This window comes from Paraburkholderia sp. Cy-641 (genome assembly GCF_011752945.1).
Lineage (GTDB): Bacteria > Pseudomonadota > Gammaproteobacteria > Burkholderiales > Burkholderiaceae > Paraburkholderia.
In genome coordinates this window covers 1-20,358 of record NZ_VWWM01000018.1, presented here as the reverse complement: position 1 = coordinate 20,358, position 20,358 = coordinate 1, and the positions used below count along the sequence as shown (strand labels likewise).

Genomic DNA, 20,358 nt, shown 5'->3' with positions numbered 1-20,358 from the left:
CGAAATATCGTTTGTCCAGGACCTCTGATTTCCACACACTCTCCTCGTGGTTGATTCAGGTCAAGGCCTCACATTCCGGCAACGGACAAGGCCACTTGTTCCATACAAAACACAAGGAGACATTATCGTGCCCAAGACATCCCCGCGGCCCGCGTCACCCCCCATCCCTCACTCCCGAACGCATCGAAAGTTCCTCGCGAAGCTCACAACCGTCATATCCGGCGGTATGTTCATTGACGGCTTTATCCTCGGCTGTATCGGGATCGTCATGCCGGCCATCACCGCAGCCCTGCACCTCTCGGTTGCGTGGCAAGGACTGATTGGTGCATCCGCGCTCATTGGCATTTTCATTGGCGGTCCATTGGGCGGCTGGCTGGCCGACAAGGTCGGCCGCCGACCGATGTTCACGGTCGACCTGGCAATCTTCCTCGTCGGCTCCGTTGCGCAGTTCTTCGTGAAGGAAGCGTGGCAACTGTTCGTTGTCCGCCTCATCATGGGTATCGCGATCGGCGCTGACTACTCCATCGGCTGGCCATTGCTTGCCGAGTTTGCGCCGGCACGCGTGCGGGGTAAGCTGCTCGCAGCACTCGAAGTGGTCTGGTACATCGGCTACCTCGTTTCCTACGCGCTTGGCTGGGTGCTGACCATGTCATCGACAGCCGGATGGAATGTGATTCTCGGTCTGAGCACGATCCCCACGGTCATCGTCTTCCTGATGCGCCTTGGCACACCGGAGTCGCCGCGGTGGCTGATGAGCAAAGGCCGGCACGAGCAGGCGAAAGCGCTGGCTGCACAGCACATGCCGCACGACGAGCAGCTTGATCTGCACGCCGCCGGTGCTGCTGGTGGACAAGGGTTTGGACGTCTTTTCTCCCCCGAATACATCAAGAACACCATCTTCGTTTGCATCTTCTGGGTATGCAACATCACGCCCTACTTTGCGATCGGCGCCTTCGCACCGGTCGTGCTCGAGAAGCTCGGAGTCAAGGGAGGCCTCACAGGCGGCCTGGTGCTGAACAGTGTCGCCGTTCTCGGCACGATCGTTTCGGTTCTGCTCATCGAGCGGGTCGGGCGACGCAAACTCGCAATTCCCCCGTTTTTCATTTCAGCGATCGCGCTGATGTGCGTTGCCCTCTTTTCGCACGCATCGTCCACCATCGTCCTGGTCTGCTTCTTCACCTTCTCATTTGTCAACGCGGTTTCCACCGTACTGACCGGGGTCTATCCGGGTGAACTTTTCCCCACCGAGATCCGGGGTGTCGGCGTGGGGTTCGCGACAGCCTTCTCCCGTATCGGCGCCGCTGCGGGCACCTTCCTCCTGCCGCTGGTCATCACTTCCTTCGGTGTCGATACGGCCATGCTGATTGCAGCGGGAATCAGTCTGTTTGGCGGCATTGTTTCTTACGCTCTCGCGCCGGAAACCAAAGGCAAGATGCTGAGCGAAGCATCCGCTCCCAGCAAGAAAACTGGCCCGCTGACTTCGTCCAGCGACCTGGGATCCGCACGGTAAGCTCGCTCATGCGGCGATGGCAATGACAAATGCCATCGCCGCCGCTCTGGCCAGGCTGAAAGGGCCTGCTTCTGCAGGCCTGAATCATCAATCAAACTCATTTGAATCACTGTATTCAGGATTCGCAATCAATGAGCAACTCACAATCAGATGTTAGCGCGCTGTCTGGCGTAACGAACCCAACCCGAAAAATCGGGCCGACCATCTCCAACCGCGCTCAGGCAGAGCAAGCTGGATTGCTGAACATGCTTGCGCTTGGCCCAGACAAGGAGACGCTCGGCGAATGGGCGGCGGCCGGACTGATGCTTCCCGACCTTCCGGCAATGAGACGCTATCGTCTCGCGCGAGTGCGCCAGCAACTGGTGAACAGCGACTATGCCGGCATACTCCTCTACGACCCGGTGAACATCCGGTATGCGACCGACAGCAGCAACATGCAGGTCTGGGCGCTTCACAATGCCTGCCGCTACGCGTTCATTCCGGCCGAAGGCCCGGTCATCCTCTGGGAGTTTGACCATTGTGATTTTCTGAGCCATCACACCGAATCCATCGACGAAATCCGTCCGTGCGTACCGTGGTTTCATTTCTGTGCGGGAGACCGCGTGCACGAGCAGGTCACGCGATGGGCTGACGAGATTGCGGCGGTCGTGCGCAAACATGGCGGCGGGAATCTGCGCCTCGCGATTGACCATTGCAACCCCGAGGGAGTTGTAGCGCTGGAGCGGCTTGGCATCAGCGTTCACAACGGCGAAGCACCGATGGAAGAGGCAAGACGGATCAAGTGCGAGGATGAAATCCGTGCCATGCGATGCGCCATTCACGCCTGCGAAAAGGGAATGGAGGTGATGCATCGACATCTGCAGCCGGGCATTACTGAACAGCGCCTGTGGAGTTACCTGCACGCCGAGAACATCGCTCGTGGTGGTGAGTGGATCGAAACGCGCCTGCTAGCCTCGGGACCGCGCTGCAATCCGTGGTACCAGGAGTGCAGCAGCCGTGTGATCGAGGACGGGGATCTCGTCGCGTTCGACACGGATCTGGTCGGAAGTTACGGATTCTGTGTCGACACGTCACGCACATGGCTTTGCGGCGATAAGACGCCTACTGCGGCGCAACGGGAAATTTACCGTCTCGCACTCGAACAGGTTCAGCACAATATTGAACTGTTGCGCCCTGGCCTGACTCACCACGACCTGACCCATCGTGCGCTCCGTTACCCGCCGGAAGCGTTTCGTCACTACTCGTGCCTGTATCACGGAGTGGGACTGTGCGACGAAGCGCCTTATATCTACTTTCCGGAGTCCTGGCAGTCGTGGGGGTATGACGGCGTAATCGAACCCGGCATGGTCTTGTGCGTCGAGAGCTACCTCGGTCGGATTGAGGGAGGGCCCGGCGTAAAGATCGAGGAGCAGGTCTTGATCACGAAGACGGGTCACGAAGTGCTCACCCGCTATCCGTTCGAAGACCGGCTATCCGCCTAGTACGCTACAGGCTACCTGAACAGCGTCAGCAGAACGAGGCAGGTAGCCGGAGCTCGTCAATCCAAACCAGAAATGAATACCTCTGACTTGATCGGCATTTTCGGTGTCATCTGCTATCAAATCGCCTACGCGGGTCTGCAGCTTGACTTCCTGCAACGCGAAGATCGCAGATATGTGGTGTTGAACCTGTTGGGTCCGTGTTGCCTTCTCTATTCGCTGATCTTCCACTTCAACCTGGCGGCTGCGGTTAGCCAGGTGCTCTGGCTCGTGTGGAGTTTGCTCGGCATTGCAAAGCTTCGGCTCGTGCAGCGCTAGCCTCCCACGCAAGTTGCGGGAAGTTTCGCCCTTCCAGATTTTCTGCCTGCTGGATTGACGGCAAAGGTGGCGATATTGCCGCAACCACTTTTGCCTTCGTATGAGGAGGGACGCACTGGCTTCGCTCAAGAAGGCCACAGCGAAACACCTTAACCACCTCTCACCGGCTGGGATTTCGCTCCACGCGAAATCCAAATCGCTGGTTTCTGGAGCAAAAATGCAATTTGGCGTAGCGATCGACACTATGCGCTCCCGATACACGCTCGATGAGCGCGACTGGAAACCGATGTTGATCGGTGACACGCAACTGGATGGATTTTCGTGGATCCCTCTAGGCGCGGACGAGTCCGGCGCCTGGGAGAGCTACTGGATGCGCCTGGACGCTGGTGCGCGTTCTCCACTTCATTTGCACCATGCCACTGAGCTCCTATATGTCGCAGATGGCGTGTTCAGCGATTCTGATGGCGTTGATTACCGGACGGGCGACGTAGCATTGTATGCGACCGGTTCTCGCCACGCCTCCTTTTCGGAGAAGGGGTGCTTGGTGCTTGTCGTCACCAGAAAAAGCTCAGAGATCGATGAGTGAGAGCGCCACACCCACGTGTTTTGTCTCGTCGAGTTTATATGCTCGATGCGACCAGCGCACGTTCCATCTTGAGGCTTCCGCTGTTGCGCGTGCGTCCTTGCTCTCGGTGCGGTGACGTGTATTGCTCTACTGGTCGCACGTTAGCGCGATGTGTGCTTTTCCCCGTAGGGTCAACCGGTGCCTGCAACTGCCATCTGCCGGCACGGGCATCCTACGATGCGGCAAGGAGCCTAAGGCCTTTCGCTAAGCGTTATTAGCGATATAGCTACGTTTTTCGCCCAAACACGCAGCCTGGAAAACGCGTCACACCGACCGTCACGCGCCCCGGTGCCGTTGCCTATACTGGGGAGATGACGAACGCTTCCACGCCACCGTCTTTTCCTGGCCCCGCCTCACTCTCCGCACTGCGCGCGTGGTACGACGGTGCCGGCGCGCGTGACACAATCGGGCGATATTGCCCGCAGGCGCTTGAAGACGGTCATTCTGCGCGCGGCGTAATCGGTCACATATGTCGGCAGGTGGTCGGATTCGCCCTCAGCCGTCATCGCGCGGATCTGGCCCAGCCATTTCAGTGCGCGGCCAGCGAGCGCACCCGTTACCGCGCCGCGGCTAGCCACGCGCTCGACGTCCTGCCATTAGTTCCGATCCCGCAACCGCTGTGAGCGATGTGGTCGACACCTGGCTGCCGCCACGGATCATCCCCACATTGCATCGACACGGCATCAAGACGTTGGCCGACCTTACTGTACGGGTTCCGCGCCGTCGGAGGTGGTGGCTCGCGATCCCCGGTCTCGGTGAACGCAGCGCCCGCCGGATCGAAGCCTTCTTTGGCGCCCATCCCGCGCTCACTGAGCGGGCCCGTGCCTTGATCGTCATGGAATCAACCTCCCCCTTCACACCCTGGGAATACATCCGTGTTCCGCATGACGTGGACGGTTCATCCGGCCTCTTCCGCGCGCCGCGGCACCTGTGCGCCCTCGAGGCCGGTAACGACTGGCAGGCAATCAACGCCTGGCTTGAACGCCAAGAAGCGGCCGAAACCCGGCGCGCCTATCGCCGGGAAGCGGAACGGTTACTGCTGTGGGCGATTGTTGAGCGCGGCAAGGCGCTTTCTTCGCTGGCAAGCGAGGATGCGACGGCGTATCGCGCCTTTCTGCGTCATCCGGCACCGCGAGCCCGCTGGGTCGGACCAGCGCGGCCGCGATCATCCCCCGAGTAGCGGCCGTTCACGGGCTCGATGTCGCCGGAGTCTATCGCCTATGGACTGTCCGTGGTTTGCGCCATGTTCCGGTGGCTGATCGCGCAGCGCTACGTGCTGGCGAATCCGTTCGCCGGGTTAAAGGTACGCGGGGCGCAGCGTGCTGGCGAACTGGATGTCTCGCGCGCCTTCACGGCCAGCGAATGGGAACTGCTTCGTACGATCGCCGATGCCCTCGAGTGGTCACACGGCTGGGCGGCGCCCGCGGCCCAGCGCCTGCGCTTTCTGCTCGACTTCGGTTACGCAACGGGCCTGCGCGCGGCCGAACTGGTCGAGGTCAAGCTCGGCGACATTCGGAGTGGCGCAAACGGTGAGCGGTGGCTGCATCTCACCGGCAAGGGCGCGAAAGCCGGCAAGGTCGTGCTGCCACCCCTCGCGCGCTTCGCACTCGACCAGTACCTGATGCAACGCGGATTGCCGGTGAGCCCCAACCGGTGGGCGCCGGACATGCCGCTGTTCGGCCATCTCGACACCCCTGGCCCCATCACCACTCCGCGCCTGCGGGAAATACTGCGCAGGTTCTTCCATACCGCGGCCGATGCCATCGAGGCCGACGACCCGATATTCGCCCGGAAACTGCGTCTCGCGACGCCGCACTGGATGCGCCACACCCACGCAACCCATGCGCTCGCCAATGGCGCCACGCTGACCACCGTGCGCGACAATCTGCGACACGCATCGATCACCACCACCTCAATCTACCTCGATCACGATGAAGTTCAGCGTACGCGGCAGATTGAGCGGATCTTCGTGCGGCGACGTTCGGCATGAACGCATCTGCTCTGCTGCCGTGCCGGTCGTCGCGTGTCCAGGAAATGCTTATCCAAGGCACCGCTGGAAATACTGCCGTGTAAACGCCTTGCGATGTTCCGCTGTCATCCATGGATTCCGGCCTGGCGTCCACCCCTGTCCGTCCGTATTTATCTGCCCAAGCGACACCCGGCGCTGTTTCACCTGCAGCAACAGCCACGCGGCAAGCGTTGGGTAGCGTTCCAGAAGCTGGGAAAACGCACCTACTGTGCCGCGACTACCACGTTCGCCACGCACCACCACAGCACGCAACCTGACGTAGTCGGAGATCCTTGCGTACCTGACTAGGGCACGAAAGCCGAAGGGTCTGCCGTCCGGATGGGGAGAAAGGGCCCGTCGGAGGAGGCGATAGAGCTGGCGTCGGTCGACTCCCGTCGATTGCTCGAGCTGTACGAGCGAGTCGCCTCGGGCGTAACCCAGAACCGCCTGCATCCGCGATTCAAAAATGCGCCGGGTATCATCATCGAACTCCGTGTAAGCGACGGTCGGCCAGGTCGTGATGTCGATCACCTGCAATTCGGGTTTGCCGCAATTCATGGATGTGCCCCTTCGACCAGAAAGGTCGTGAGCAACGACAGCGGCTGCGTGCGCAGATCCGGCGCGATGCTTTGCCGGCGTGCAGCAGGCCAAATAGCGCGGCACGCATCAGTACGGGATCGCCAGTCGCAAACTCCCGCTCCACCTCAAGCAGTTTGTGCGGGTAAGCCAGAAAGCGCTCGATCGCGCGGGACAATGCCGCGGAAATGAGATCCCGGTTCGCAACGATGTACGGCAACATACGCTGCCAGTTTTCGATCCATGCCTGCGCTGCAGCGATCTCTGCTGACGCAACAGTCCGGATTGGCAGGGCAGCGGCGTCGAGATCGTGACGCGATCCGGCGGGTGCATTTTCCGCACTTACATCACTAAGGATGACTAACTCTTGTCGATCATAAAAACGAACCCAGAAATCTGCGAGCCGTCTCTCGTCCTCAACGACAACGTAGCCTGGGCGCTCGCAGAAGGTGATCACCGCAGGGTCTGCCTCGAGCAGAATCCACTGATCCAGCTACGCACGCCGGAAAAAGATCATTCGTCGCGAAAGCTTCGCACTGAATGCCTCGAGGCGGCGAGCGCCGCGAGGCCGGGCCAGCGCGACAGGCTCCGAGATTTTAAGGAAATTTTCCATAAGATCAGAACCTTACGGACGGGATTCGAAGTCTAGGAGGTGAAGTGACGAATTTAATGCGGACTTATGCGAATTGACGCTTTTATTGCGATTCGAAGGTAAATAAAAGTGTCACCGTGACGCCGCTTTGCCGCGCGCCATCGCACTGGTGGCAGTGACAAATTTATTGCGGTCTACGACTCCGGCAAACAGGAAATAGAGACGCCGCTCCCAAAACCATGACAAGCCCGGATTCAACGACGCACTGCGTGGTTTGCAAATTTCCACACTTGATAGTTATCCTGATCAATACGACCAAGACAGAATCACTTCGTCAGCCCGACGACGACCCACCTTGCATCCCGATTCCTGCGATTGAACATCGTGCAAATTATCTGAACAGACGGTCCAGCCGCCTCTCGTTCCCTAAGATGAAAGTTCGATTGGCGCCGGCGTTTCACATGAACAGGATGCACGCCTCCGCTACGGTTTTTACGATTAGTTTTCAGGCGAGGCTACCCATGACGAATCGCGCCGTCATCCAGGACCAGGATCTAGTCCGTTCAGCGTTTTCCGGGTGGAGCGCAGTACATGAAGCGATGACCGCTCCAAACGTATTCAGGGTCGCGGTCGATATCGCATTCGACTGGCTGAGCATCACAGGTGCAGTGCTTCTTCTCCATCGTTTCGGGTGGTATTTTTCTCCTGTAGTCATCACATGGATCGGCAACCGGCAGCGGGCTCTGGGCAATCTGCTTCACGATGCCGCTCACCGTAACCTCGCGACCTCGCGTCAACTCAACGACATATTAGCGAAACTCTTTATTGCGCCCCCGCTCTTCAACAGTCTCGCCACCTATCGTGAATCGCATGCACGCCATCACGCGTGGCTCGGTGACCCACGCGCCGATCCCGACTACATTGATGTTCCTCCTGCATCCGACGATGCCTGGTGGCAGCCGTATCTCCTCGTCCTGGCAACACCGCGCACATGGACAGCCTCGATCTTCGGGCACCTTCATTCCCGGCAGGTAACGTTCTTGCGGAAGGCAGGTATCGTGGCCTGGTGGATCGTCGTCCTGGGCGTCGTGACGCTTTGCTTCGGAACCCACGTCACTGCCATATTTATCTACCTGTGGATACTGGCAAGAGCCACCGTATTCCATGCGATTACCACCTTCAGGGAGTTCTGCGACCACTATGGTCGGCAGCCTGGCGGAGTGTTCAACTATACGCGAGACGTTTCCTCGCATGCCATATGGCGATGGGTCATTCATCCACACAACAATGGCTACCACCTCACACATCATCTGATGCCGTCGGTTCCCTATCATCGTCTGCCCGAGACGCAGAGGAGGCTGCTCGATCTGCCGTGTTTCTCCCGCGCAGCGAGGGTATGCCATTCATACTTCTTCGGCCCCGATGCGGTTGTGCGGGAATGGGAACTGAGCTCGGAAGGACAGATATGATCGACCATAGGCCAGGTGCCATTCGTGTCGCCGCGCTCCTCGTATCGGCGAGTTGCGGAATTGCTTTCATGCTAGGCTCAGGTGAAATGGCTGTTCATGACGGCATGGCCGGTAGCCTCTACGCAATCGTCACCGCATTTGGCATGTTCGCGCTCGGGCTCATCGCGCGAAAACTCTGGCGCGCAGGCAAGCCGATATGGGAAATCCTTGGAAACCAGTACGGCATCGTGGTCCGGAAGGCCGTTGCCCTCCTCTCGCTCGTGTGGATGACCGGTGTGCTAGCGGCGCAGATCCACGGCAGTATCGCCGTGCTTTCGATCGCAGGACTCACCATCTACCAGTCAGTGCTGGTTACCGCTGTTGCCTTACTGGCATTCGCGTCCATTGACCTTGGTGTAGCGGCCCTGATCTTCACGGTGTGCCTGCTCGCCAGCAATCTGGCGTTAGTGCATGCTCTCGTCATATCGGGTGGACTACCGGTCTACCTTCATGCGTGGCCATTGTTCATCCGCGAAGTGCGGTCTGCCCCGCCCGCCGAAACACTCGCGACCGTAATCGCCATTGGATTCCTGGTCATCACAGGATCCGATTATCAGCAGTTCGTTATCGCGGCGCGTCGACCGGCGGATGCCTGGTTTGGCTGCGTCCTTGCAGGCTTCTTTCTCATCGCCGCTGGATTCCTGCCCGCCGCTACCGTGGTTGCGGCACTGCATAGTGGAAAACTGTCTGGTCTCACTGACTACGCCAGTGCGATCCCCTGGATCATGCTTCACAGCAGCGCACGGGCGGGTCCGTTTGCTCTTGGCGTTATCGTGCTGGCTGCACTCGGATCGGGAACCGCGGTGACGCGTGCGATGACCAGTGCATTGATGGATTTACACCCCTTCGTCAGCCGCCACCCATTCACCTGGCGACTACTGATCGTAGCAACCTGCTCCGCCATCGCAATAGACGGCCAGTCCATCGTCTCAACCATCATCTCGCTGAACGCAGTCTACATCTCGGCCGTCGGGATATTGTTCGTCCTAGATCAGACCGGACACCGGATGGCGCCGCGCTGTGCGGCCTCGATGATAATCTCCGGTACCGTGTTTTCCCTGTTCGTCTCGGCGTCGGGCTGGGTGCATATTGCCAACTTGTCAGACTGGATGCCTCTGGCGGCAGGACTTTTCGCATCTGTCTGTCCTTTTCTGGCGTGGCATCTTGCCTCGAACCAGCGCGGCATCCGATCATAGCCGCGCTCAGCTGCTACTGACTTCCTGGACAAGACTTCGGTGTGCGTGATCCATGATCAATGTACTGATCTTCGCCAGTGGCTCGGGCTCCGATTCCCAGTGATGCCAGTAGAGATCAAGCAGGACACTGTTCGCCGGAGCAAGATCCACGAGCACTCCGGATGCCAGCAAAGATCCGATCTGCATCTCGGGCACAAGTCCGTATCCCAGCCCATTCAGGACCGCATTCAGCAATGCGGTTGACGACGGAAAATAGTGCTTCCGGTACCGCCCGACATCCACTCCAAAGAATGTAGAAAGAAATGTGTCGTGAATTGCATCCTTGCGGTTGAACAGAATAGCTGGAACATCCAGAATGGCCGGCAGCGCCATGCCCCTAGGTAGGTATGTCCCGACAAATTCGGGCGTAGCGACACAGCGATAGCGCATTCCACCGACCAGGTCAGCCCTGAAACCAACAAGCGGCTCCGGCTGTGTCGAGATGCATCCCTTGACATCACCACGCGCTAGGGCAGAGAGCGTGTGGTCCTGGTCGTCGGCAATAATCTCCAGCCCGATATGCTGCATGGCAAGCTGCCACGAAACAGGCTCAAACCATGTCGCAAGCGAATCAGCGTTGACCGCAATAGCAACGTTCACGGGAGGAAATTCGCCCGGCCTGATGACTTCAAGTGTTTCGTCCTCCAGCAGACGCATCGCCATAATGTATCGGAGTATCGATTCACCGGCGCGTGTGGGCACAATGGTCGGCTCACGCATTAGCAACACCGCGCCGACCGACGCTTCCAGGCTCTTGATTCGTTGAGACACCGCTCCAGGAGAAATATTGAGTGCTGCCGCTGCCTTTCTGAAATGCTGGAATTCCAGAACTGTGGCAAATGTCTCTAATTGCTGCCGGTCCAACATATCACAGGCTCCCACATTCACCTCGGATTCCCCGGACCCTTGCTGAATTAGTTCAAGGGATAGACAAATAAGAAAATTTATGCGGGGAAGCCAATGCAATCAGACTGCCAATTTGATCGGTAGTGGCGTCCAGCAGCGTAATTTATCCATTTCATCGTTTCGCCACGACTCCGGGAATCCAATACGCATACAAGATCAGGTTCAGAGTGTTGAGACGCCACCACCAATCGCGTACTCACACGCCTAGCCGACCGAACGCTTCTTAGTCACAGAACGATCCTCGCGAACAACATCAACCAGCTTTTCTTTAACCTCCTCGACCCTAGCGTCTTTTACGTGTCCGTACCCTCTAATCTGCTCGGGCCAACTTGCCATCGCAACAGCATCTTCCAAGCTTGATTCGTTAAGTGTTTTTAGCAAGCCTTCGACAGAATTTTGATAGTCGATAACAAGCTGACGTTCTATTTTTCGTTCATCTGTGTAGCCGAACACATCAAATACAGTTCCCCTCAAAAACTTCAGGCGAGCCAGCAAATGAAATGCGTACCACATCCATGAGCCGTATTCGCGTTTGATCAAGCGCCCGTTCTTGTCCTTTTTTGCAAGTAAAGGCGGAGCCAGATTAAAACGCAAGGACAGATTGCCCTCAAATTGGTCCTTCAATCGCGCCATAAAGCGACCGTCCGTGTATAGACGCGCCACTTCATACTCATCCTTATAGGCCATTAGTTTGAAGTAGTTTTTGACGACGGCACTTGTCAACCTCGTATTCTTCCCAATTCGTTGTTCAGCCGCCCTCACACGCTCAACGAGCTCACGGTACTTGCTCGCATACGCTGCGTTCTGATATGCCGTCAATTCCCTGACGCGCTCTTCGATTTGTTGATCGATAGACACAGGGAAATTCACCTGCACAACCTTGGGCGGAAAAGCGATCGACTTCACGCGATTCAAATCAACCGCCGCATGCCTGCCCCACATGAAACTCTTTTTGTTCGACTCGACAGCAACGCCGTTCAATTCGATCGCACGAGTGATGGCGGCATCGCTGACTGGCAGGCAACCACACTGATATGCATATCCCAGCATAAACAGATTTGTCGCGATTGAGTCACCGAGAAGTGCGGTCGCGATTGCAGTGGCATCCAGGAAGTGTGCACGCTCGCCAACCGCATCGCGAATGACCTGTGCCACTTCCTCGTCGGGGAATTGCCAGTCCGGTTGATTCGCGAACGGTCCAATCGGCTGCTGATGCTCATTGATGATCGCCGTCGTTCTGCCTTGGCGCATCTTCGAAACTGCATCATGCGCGCCGGCCGTAAGGAAATCACAGCCGAGGATCAAATCGGCCTCACCTGATGGAATGCGAGCAGCGTGAATGATCCCGGGCACCTTCGAGAAGCGCACGTGCGACGTGACAGAGCCATTCTTCTGCGACATGCCTGTCATATCCAGGATTGAGACGCCTTTACCCTCCAGATGGGCGGCCATGCCTAAGAGTGCCCCAATGGTGATAACCCCCGTACCACCAATTCCGTTAATCAGGACGTTGTACGGTTGTGGGCATGACGGTAGCTGTACCGGAGGTAGCGGCTGAGAATCCAGATTAGCACCCATCGCCGTCGACGAGACTTTGCTCTTGAGCTTTGCCCCCTTCACGGTTACGAAACTCGGGCAGAAGCCATTCACACACGAGAAGTCCTTGTTGCAAGATGACTGGTCAATGACCCGCTTACGTCCATTGGAAGTCTCCAGCGGCATGACGGATGTACAGTTCGACTGCACGCCGCAGTCCCCACAACCTTCGCAAACGGCGTCGTTGATGAACAACCGCTTGTCCGGGTCGGGAAACGTCTTCTTTTTACGCCGACGACGTTTTTCCGCCGCGCATGTCTGATCGTAGATCAGAACTGTTGCACCTTCGGTATCTCGAAGCTCGCGTTGAATTTGATCGAGATCTTTGCGGTCATTGAACGTTGTTATATCGGGAAACCCCATCTTCGACGTATAACGGTCCATGTCTTCTGTTACTACCGCGATCCGCTTCACGCCCTCTGCAGCAAGTTGGCGAGCGATTCGATCAACCGAAATGGTGCCATCAACTGGTTGACCACCAGTCATTGCGACAGCATCGTTGTATAAGACCTTGTATGTGATGTTCACCTTTGCAGCGACCGCTGCGCGAATGGCAAGCGATCCAGAGTGGAAATAGGTGCCGTCTCCGAGATTAGCGAACACGTGCGGCAACTTTGAAAAAGGAGCCTGTCCAATCCACGGCGCACCTTCCCCACCCATATGGGTAGTCGTTCTGTTGTGTTCAGGGTAGATCGCCGTCGCCATAACGTGACAACCGATACCGGCGAGCGCAACGCTACCGTCAGGAACCTTCGTCGAGGAATTATGCGGGCAACCGGAACAAAAATAAGCCGGACGAGGAGGAGCGTTATATGCTCGTGCGAGTGCCTCCTCCTTCTCCTCAAGGAAGCTCAATCGCTCCTCAATTGCTCTGCTCGAATGGAATCTAACAATTCTGCTTGCGATGACTTGTGCGATCTGCGCAACAGAAAAGTCTGCTTTTGAAGTGAGCAGCCATTCGCCGCGCGGCGCAACCCATTCGCCCTTCTCATCGAACTTCCCAATCACTCGCGGCCGGACATCATGATGCCAGTTGTAAAGCTGCTCTTTGAGTTGGTACTCGACAATCTGGCGTTTTTCTTCGACAACAAGGATTTCTTCAAGCCCGCCCGCAAATTCCCGTACGCCATCCGGTTCGAGAGGCCAAGGCATCGCAACCTTAAAGAGACGTATACCGATATCCTGCGCGTCCTTTTCAGTGATACCGAGTTCCTCGAGTGCCTCGAGCACGTCAAGATAGGACTTCCCAGACGCAATAATGCCGAGCTTGGCATTCGGTGAATTTATCGTGACGTGATTGAGCCTGTTGGCGCGAGAGTACGCCAACGCAGCATAGATTTTATAGTCCTGCATCAACGCCTCTTGCTTTCGTGCCTGAATGCCAAGCGGATCGAAAGACAAACGCGCATTCAGCCCACCTTCCGGCGTGTAAAAGTCCGCAGGGATGATGGTCTTTATAGAAAACGGATCGGCATCAACCGAAGCCGTAGCCTCAACAGTGTCGGCCAAGGCCTTGAAACCTACGGCGCACCCAGAGAATCTGGACATGGCCCAGCCATGCAGGCCAAGCGATAGGTATTCGTCGACACTGCTCGGATACAACACCGGAATCATAGCAGCAGCAAAAGCGTGCTCAGACTGGTGAGGCAAGGTAGACGAGTAGGCGCCATGGTCGTCAGCAGCGACGAGCAAAACACCACCAAACCGAGACGTTCCGGCGTGGTTCATATGTTTGAATACGTCACCGCAGCGATCAACGCCAGGCCCCTTTCCGTACCACATGGCGAACACGCCATCGTAGGCCGAAGGACCGACTAGGTTCACCTGTTGGCTTCCCCATACTGCAGTAGCTGCAAGATCCTCGTTGACACCAGGTTGGAACTTGACATCTCTTGCGGAGAGGTGCTTCTTTGCTTTCCACAGTGCTTCGTCGAATCCACCGAGTGGCGACCCGCGATATCCAGAAATAAAGCCCGCGGTCTTTATGCCCTCAGCTTCATCTCGCAGCTTTTGAATTAGCGGGAGGCGTACTAAAGCCTGAACCCCCGAAAGGAATACGCGCCCTGAGAACCTGGTGTATTTGTCATCCAGCGTGACCTCAGTGTTCAAGACCACTGCGTTTGAGTTCTCGACATCCTGGGTCGCCGCCTGCATTTCTTTCATTCTCGTCTCCATGAACCTTGTAGGTTTGAATGCGCTCGTCCTTCGGATGCCGGTATGGCCTCGAAGGAAAAATTGACGCGTGGCCGTGGATTTCGGCCTTCTCGCGACTGGATAAGCCGCAGAGCACGGAGAGAGTCTAACTGTTGATACGACAACGGAGGAAATACGTCATTGCGATATTTCCATATCGAAAATCTATGGCTCCCCCGTGTTTTCCCCGAACCAAATAAATTGAAAGAATTTTGAAATAGTAGTGAAACCTACCGGAGAAACTAGTTCTTCGTCATCGAAGCACCCAGTGGTTTGGCACAGACCCGAGCGCCCAGCCAGTGACCTTCCTCACCCAAATGACGAATCAAAGTGCAGACAAGCTCACAGATTGCCTTAGCTGAATCGGTAAGCGGAATGGTTTTCGACGAACAAAGCGTCATCGTGCGGAAAAGTCGAGTATCTGCAACCGGAACAGCGCATAAGGAGCCGTCGTAGAGTTCAGAAAAAAATGGTGCCGGAGGAACCAGCGTAGCACCAATATCTGCAAGCAATGCCGACTTTAAGATGGTTACGGAGTTTATCTCGACCACTTGTGTCAGCGACTTACCTGCCGCGCGCGCCTCCGCCTCCAGTAACTGCCGAACTCCGTGCTGGATTCCTGGCAGGATTAACTTATTCTCCAGTGCCACTTCGAAGTCAATCGCTTCGCCTACTGCACGGTACATTGACGATGGTGCGAAGATATACATTATTTCTTCTTCAAGTAACTTCGATGCGACGAAATCATTTAGCTGGCCGTCGTCGAAGAGTATCGCCAGATTGAGCTGACCGGATTTTAATGGCTCGACAAGATTGCCAGTCAACGCTTCTGTGAGCTGTAATGTGATGTCGGGAAACGCCGCGTGTACCGCCTTCAGCAGCGGCAACGCCAAGGGCGCGGAAACACTATGGGGAATCCCGAGCGCTACCGTACCTGAGAGAGTGCCCAACTGGCCCACGCTCGACTTGGCATCAAGCACCTGCTTCAAGATTGCCTGTGCGTGCGAATAAAATTTTTTCCCAGCATCAGTGGGAAGTACACCCTGTCGAGTCCTATGAAGCAACGACGCACCAAGCTCCTGCTCCAGAAGCTGAATCTGGTGACTAAGCGCGGGTTGGGCGACATGCAATGTCACTGCTGCTCGAGAGATCGATCCGTGATCGACTGTCGCAACAAAATACCTAAGCTGGCGAAGTTCCATATTTTGTACGGTCTATACACCGATAGATTCCACCGCGAAGAAGCAGTAGACGGTTATAGGTTAATTCTTAGGTAGTCTCGGATAAGTACCAGATCGACTGGATTCGCGAAATTAGCACATCGGGCAGTTGAATAAGGTCACTCACACTCCGAGTCATATGATACCGTGTACAAGTTCCCTTCTGTACCCAAGAGATACCCGATGATCAGCTGTCTCCAACCAGTTCATCGTGAGAAAAATAACGCTTCTATGGCAAATCCGCTCATTGAGATTTATTGCAAATCCGCTCATTAGCATCGAACGACTCGGGCATCCCATTTCTCTAAGCAAGCCGCTACACTCAACGATAAGACACGCCGAACAGGCTCTCATAATTATCGGAGTACGGCCAGCGAGAACAAAAAGGAAAAGAATTGACACGCACCATTACTTTGCGACATCTTACGTGTGAAGATCTCTATCTAACATCAATTCCCTCAAGTGTTCGTATCCACCTGCGACACAAGCGGTTGGCCTCGACTGCGGCAGGAGATTCTGTGGTGCTGTTCGTGCATGGTGCGACATTTTCAGGGCTATCCGCTTTTGACACACCACTCATAGGCGGCTCATGGCTAGAATTCGCCGCCATGCAAGGATGTGATGCATACGCCATCGACATCCGTGGATATGGGCTTTCGTCAAGACCGGAAAGGGGCAAGGGATGTCCTTGGCACGAAAAACCCTATGCGCGTACCGACGAAGCGATTCTGGACCTGAGCGCTGCGGTGGACTACATCCTGGCTCAAACTGGTGTCCGACGGGTGAACCTGGTTGGTTGGTCTTGGGGGACCGCGATCTGCGGAGGCTACGCGGCGGTCAACAAGTCAAAAGTTGATCGGCTTGTCATGTTCGCGCCCATATGGACGATCAAATATCCTCATCCGCTAGCGACCTGGTGGATGCCGGCGCTCGGCCCGCTGTATGCATCAACACTTACATCATTTCGTGAGGTTACCTTTGAAACAGCACGTCAGCGCTGGTTTCGCGGGTTGGATTCCGCAACTGCTGCATCTATGTGCTCTGAAGCAGAACTGAAGGCTTGGTGGAGTCATACCACTGCCACTGAACCGAACCCCGAAAGCAAGTTACTGCCCGTGCTGCGGGCACCGAACGGAGTACTAGCTGACATTGCCGAATCTTGGGGAACAGGAAATCCCACATACAATCCAGAAGAAATCGAAGCGCCAACGCTTCTTATACTGGGTGAGTGGGATGTGGATACACCTCTTTATATGGCTCAAGAGCTATTCTCCCGTTTGATCTCAGTCCCCTACAAGCGGCTGGAAGTTCTTCAACGAGGCACGCACGCTATGTCTCTTGAATGCAATCGTTTCCATCTTTACCGGCGCATCCAGCAATTTCTAACGCAAAACGACTGAGCCATGAGTTGATTTGTATCACCCTGTCGGTCAATTGAGCAAACTGAAATGCCAATAGGATCCAGCCCCTACTCTCTGCCACGACCAGTAAAGACCACGCGCCTCTTCTCGTTCCAGGGCGCTCAGCCATATTCCATTATCTTCCGAACACTGGAATCCTCGCACAGCGTAGCGATCAACTCACGGCTCCGCGGCAATCGCAGACGCGTTGACGGGATCCATACATTCTTGCCATACGCCATATGGCAAAAGCGCTCTTTCAAAATGAGCGCAGCGAGCATCCAAAGTTCCGGCACGCATCGATACACTAGGGAAGAATGACACTACCTGTATTTATTTTTTCGGGTTCTACGTAGTCGACATCGAGCTATGCAATGGCCTTGTCTCCACACAGAGACGCTCTGACGTTGTCATTCACGTCGAGCCGATTAATCCTCGTATGGAAAAATCTTACTTAATCGAATCGTTGCCACCAGACGATTACTAGAGGTAGTGGTAACTAATTATAGGCAATCACGCCGTTGCACCGCCCGGCGAAATAATGGCAGCGCTAACCATCTTGAGCTCAAGCGAAGGTCATAGCCGATGACAAGGCTATCACAGCCGCCGGGAGCAGAATAAAGGAAGATCCATGCCATCGGTCAACAAACGCACTGAATCTGCTGAACAGACACCCCAGGCGGCTGCCCCAACGCCTGAAAAGCCCCCAACGGCCGAATTACAAGGTACGAACCTGTATTCGGATCTGATGGGTAGCGACCCTACCGCAGATGCATTGCTTTTCATGCAGACTTGTGCAAAGGCTGACGCAACCCAGTTGGCGAAAATACATGGCGATCTACTTGCGAAGCACTGGAAACTCTTGACTGACCTATGGACGCCTGGTCTCAACGCTCCGGTTATTCAATCCGAAAACGGTGATCGACGTTTCTCCGGCTCAGAGTGGCAGGACTATCCGCTTTTTGACTACCTCAAGCGAGCCTATCTTCTTACATCCCAATCGTTGCTGGACTCGGTACTTTCCTCAAAAGTTGACGAAGAAACCAAACGTCAAGTCGAGTTCTTCACACGCCATTACATTGATGCAATGTCGCCAGCAAACTTCGCGTTTAGCAATCCAGAGGTTCTCAAACTTGCCTTGGAAACGAAAGGTCAGAGTCTCGTGCAAGGGTTTATAAATCTGTATGAAGACTGGGCCAAAGGCTACATCTCTCTTTCAGATGAGGCGTCATTCGAGGTAGGAAGAAACCTTGCCAACACACCGGGCGCTGTCGTCTATGAAAATGAGTTGATTCAGTTGATTCAGTACTCCCCCACCACAGATAACGTATATGCCATTCCGTTAGTGATAATTCCATCCGTAGTCAACAAATTTTATATTCTGGACTTATCACCGGAAGGTTCCTTTGTTCGATATTATGTGTCCCGTGGCTACACCGTGTTTATCGTCTCATGGCGCAGCACTATTCCTGCTCTACAAAACCTTACCTGGGATGATTATGTCGAGAAGGGTGTCATTACGGCCATTGATGTTGCACGAGAAATCACTGGCCAGCAAAAGGTCAATACGGTAGGTTACTGCGTGGGTGGCACGCTTCTAGCTTGCGCGTTATCTGCACTGGCTTCCAAAGGAGAATCACCGGCAAGCAGCATGACGCAGCTCATCGCGATGCTGGACTACTCTGATCCAGGGGAAATTGGCGTCTATCTGGGTCGCTTCATTTCCGAGCTCCGACTAAAAACCCTGGCTCACGGTGGAATTGTTTCTGGAAAAGAGCTTTCGCGCGTTTTTGCGAGTTTACGAGCAAATGATCTTATATGGTCATTCGTAATCAGCAATTATCTGAAGGGCAAGACGCCAAATGCATTCGATCTCTTCTACTGGAACAGCGATGATAGCAATTTGCCGGGACCGATGTTTGCCTCTTATCTTCGAGACTTCTATTCCGACAACAAACTCATCCAGCCACACGCCCTAACTGTCTGTGGAGAGGCTATCGATCTCAACAACATACAGTTGCCAATCTATATTTTCAATGCCAGTGAAGACCATTTGGTGCCGTGGAAATCTGGCTATGAGGGCATCAAACATCTTTCCGAGAATGTTCAGTTCGTACTCGGAGCAGGCGGCCATATTACTGGGCCTATCAATCCTGTTTCGAAGAATAAACGAAGCTACTGGATCGATGGCAATCTGGAAGGAAGCGCTGATGATTGGTTCGCCAGTGCTCGCTCACTGCAGGGAAGCTGGTGGCCACATCATGCAATGTGGCTGGAGAAATACTCCGGGAAGCAGATAAAGGCGCCAAATAAATTAGGTAGCGATAAGCGCCCAGTTATTGAGCCGGCACCTGGGCGCTATGCAAAAGAAAAAATCTGACTGCATCTGAGCTGAAGCCCCCCGATCTAAGAGTGTGCTGTCCGAACCCAGGACTTTGGAGTCACCTGCAGAGGATCGTCGACAGTCACTCATGCATGCGCTGGTAGCAGATCCCCGAAACAGCCCTTTGTTCAGGTTTACTACTATTAGCGGGGATCGATCAGGCAATCTACCGCCGCAATGCCGTTACCGTTCGACAACATTTGGATTCTATCTGACGATTGGAGCCTGTCATGGCAGCATTACCGAATTCATCATTCGAGGCGACCCGCCAAGAAGCAGCGAGAATTGCGAACGCGGACGACGCGCAGCTCTGGCGATGGTTCTGTGAACTGTTCGAAGAGGGACGGCTGCGTTGGTGCAAAGCTGCAGCGGGCTGGTTGGTAAGCGTAGACCACAGGCACTTATCGACAGAAGAAACCTTTTACGACGCTGTTCGATTAGCAAAAGCTCGTTTCGATTCAGGTGTCCGCCGAACGCCAGCGACAAGCTCGAACAAGTGATGATTCTTCGTCGCCCCTACTCATGCACACATGAGGTTCCCGTCCAGAGTCCATAGGTTACTGATGGCCAATACTGGGTATTTTTTTAACACTGCATTTTTATCCGACGCGCCCGAATCCGACTAAAGCTGAGTCGAACTAGACGCAAAGATTTAAACACACCGGATGGAGTTCTCCATGTCCTACAACCGTCGTTCGAAAAACATCACGCAAGGTGTAGCGCGCTCGCCGAATCGCTCGATGTACTACGCGCTCGGCTACCAGAAAGAGGACTTCGACAAGCCGATGATCGGCGTCGCCAACGGCCACT

Annotated in this window: 12 protein-coding genes and 2 pseudogenes; 10 read left to right on the top strand and 4 right to left on the bottom strand. The window is 55.4% G+C overall.

Features of this window, described 5'->3' with window-relative positions; all coding sequences use genetic code 11:
* The first annotated feature begins 127 nt into the window (after positions 1-127).
* The 5 genes and pseudogenes from F3J20_RS11730 (at position 128) to F3J20_RS11710 (ending at position 5,921) form a co-directional block, all read left to right on the top strand.
* Positions 128-1,510 carry an MFS transporter gene (locus tag F3J20_RS11730; RefSeq protein ID WP_345889872.1) on the top strand — a complete coding sequence of 461 codons (1,383 nt, stop codon included), beginning with the start codon at positions 128-130 and terminating at the stop codon, positions 1,508-1,510.
* Positions 1,511-1,641: 131 nt separating this feature from the next.
* Positions 1,642-2,991: a Xaa-Pro peptidase family protein gene (locus F3J20_RS11725; protein WP_167283413.1), complete on the top strand. Its 1,350-nt coding sequence runs from the start codon at positions 1,642-1,644 to the stop codon at positions 2,989-2,991.
* Between the two features lie 72 nt (positions 2,992-3,063).
* On the top strand, positions 3,064-3,306 hold the full coding sequence (locus tag F3J20_RS11720) for a cyclic nucleotide-binding protein (RefSeq protein ID WP_167283412.1): 243 nt from the start codon (positions 3,064-3,066) through the stop codon (positions 3,304-3,306).
* A 217-nt stretch (positions 3,307-3,523) separates the two neighbouring features.
* A complete protein-coding gene (locus F3J20_RS11715) occupies positions 3,524-3,892 on the top strand; it encodes a cupin domain-containing protein (protein WP_167283411.1) in 369 nt (122 codons plus the stop codon).
* 350 nt (positions 3,893-4,242) lie between these two features.
* Positions 4,243-5,921 (top strand): annotated as a pseudogene (locus tag F3J20_RS11710) (phage integrase family protein).
* Between the two features lie 499 nt (positions 5,922-6,420).
* On the opposite strand, the gene F3J20_RS11700 reads toward F3J20_RS11710, so the two are convergent.
* The gene (locus tag F3J20_RS11700; protein ID WP_345889871.1) at positions 6,421-6,972 is read right to left on the bottom strand and encodes a hypothetical protein; all 552 of its coding nucleotides are present in this window, start codon (positions 6,970-6,972) and stop codon (positions 6,421-6,423) included.
* Positions 6,973-7,628: 656 nt separating this feature from the next.
* Between F3J20_RS11700 and F3J20_RS11695 the strand changes: the two genes are divergently transcribed.
* Both F3J20_RS11695 and F3J20_RS11690 read left to right on the top strand, forming a co-directional pair.
* Positions 7,629-8,576: a fatty acid desaturase gene (locus F3J20_RS11695; protein ID WP_167283409.1), complete on the top strand. Its 948-nt coding sequence runs from the start codon at positions 7,629-7,631 to the stop codon at positions 8,574-8,576.
* The gene (locus tag F3J20_RS11690; protein WP_167283408.1) at positions 8,573-9,811 is read left to right on the top strand and encodes a sodium:solute symporter; all 1,239 of its coding nucleotides are present in this window, start codon (positions 8,573-8,575) and stop codon (positions 9,809-9,811) included. The genes F3J20_RS11695 and F3J20_RS11690 overlap by 4 nt, the downstream gene beginning before the upstream one ends.
* A 6-nt stretch (positions 9,812-9,817) precedes the next feature.
* Here the strand turns inward: F3J20_RS11690 and F3J20_RS11685 are convergent, their stop codons facing one another.
* From F3J20_RS11685 to F3J20_RS11675, 3 genes are all read right to left on the bottom strand, one after another.
* On the bottom strand, positions 9,818-10,717 hold the full coding sequence (locus F3J20_RS11685) for an HTH-type transcriptional regulator ArgP (protein WP_167283407.1): 900 nt from the start codon (positions 10,715-10,717) through the stop codon (positions 9,818-9,820).
* A gap of 243 nt (positions 10,718-10,960) precedes the next feature.
* On the bottom strand, positions 10,961-14,506 hold the full coding sequence (locus F3J20_RS11680; protein ID WP_240162774.1) for an indolepyruvate ferredoxin oxidoreductase family protein: 3,546 nt from the start codon (positions 14,504-14,506) through the stop codon (positions 10,961-10,963).
* A 281-nt stretch (positions 14,507-14,787) separates the two neighbouring features.
* Positions 14,788-15,747, bottom strand: coding sequence for a LysR substrate-binding domain-containing protein (locus F3J20_RS11675; protein ID WP_167283405.1), 960 nt, complete (start codon positions 15,745-15,747; stop codon positions 14,788-14,790).
* Positions 15,748-16,283: 536 nt separating this feature from the next.
* On the opposite strand from F3J20_RS11675, the gene F3J20_RS11670 reads away from it, so the two are divergent.
* The 3 genes and pseudogenes from F3J20_RS11670 to F3J20_RS11660 form a co-directional block, all read left to right on the top strand.
* Positions 16,284-17,165, top strand: coding sequence for an alpha/beta hydrolase (locus F3J20_RS11670; RefSeq protein WP_167283404.1), 882 nt, complete (start codon positions 16,284-16,286; stop codon positions 17,163-17,165).
* A 631-nt stretch (positions 17,166-17,796) separates the two neighbouring features.
* Positions 17,797-19,545: an alpha/beta fold hydrolase gene (locus F3J20_RS11665; protein WP_167283403.1), complete on the top strand. Its 1,749-nt coding sequence runs from the start codon at positions 17,797-17,799 to the stop codon at positions 19,543-19,545.
* Between the two features lie 680 nt (positions 19,546-20,225).
* Positions 20,226-20,358, top strand: a pseudogene (locus tag F3J20_RS11660) (dihydroxy-acid dehydratase); the annotation flags it as partial.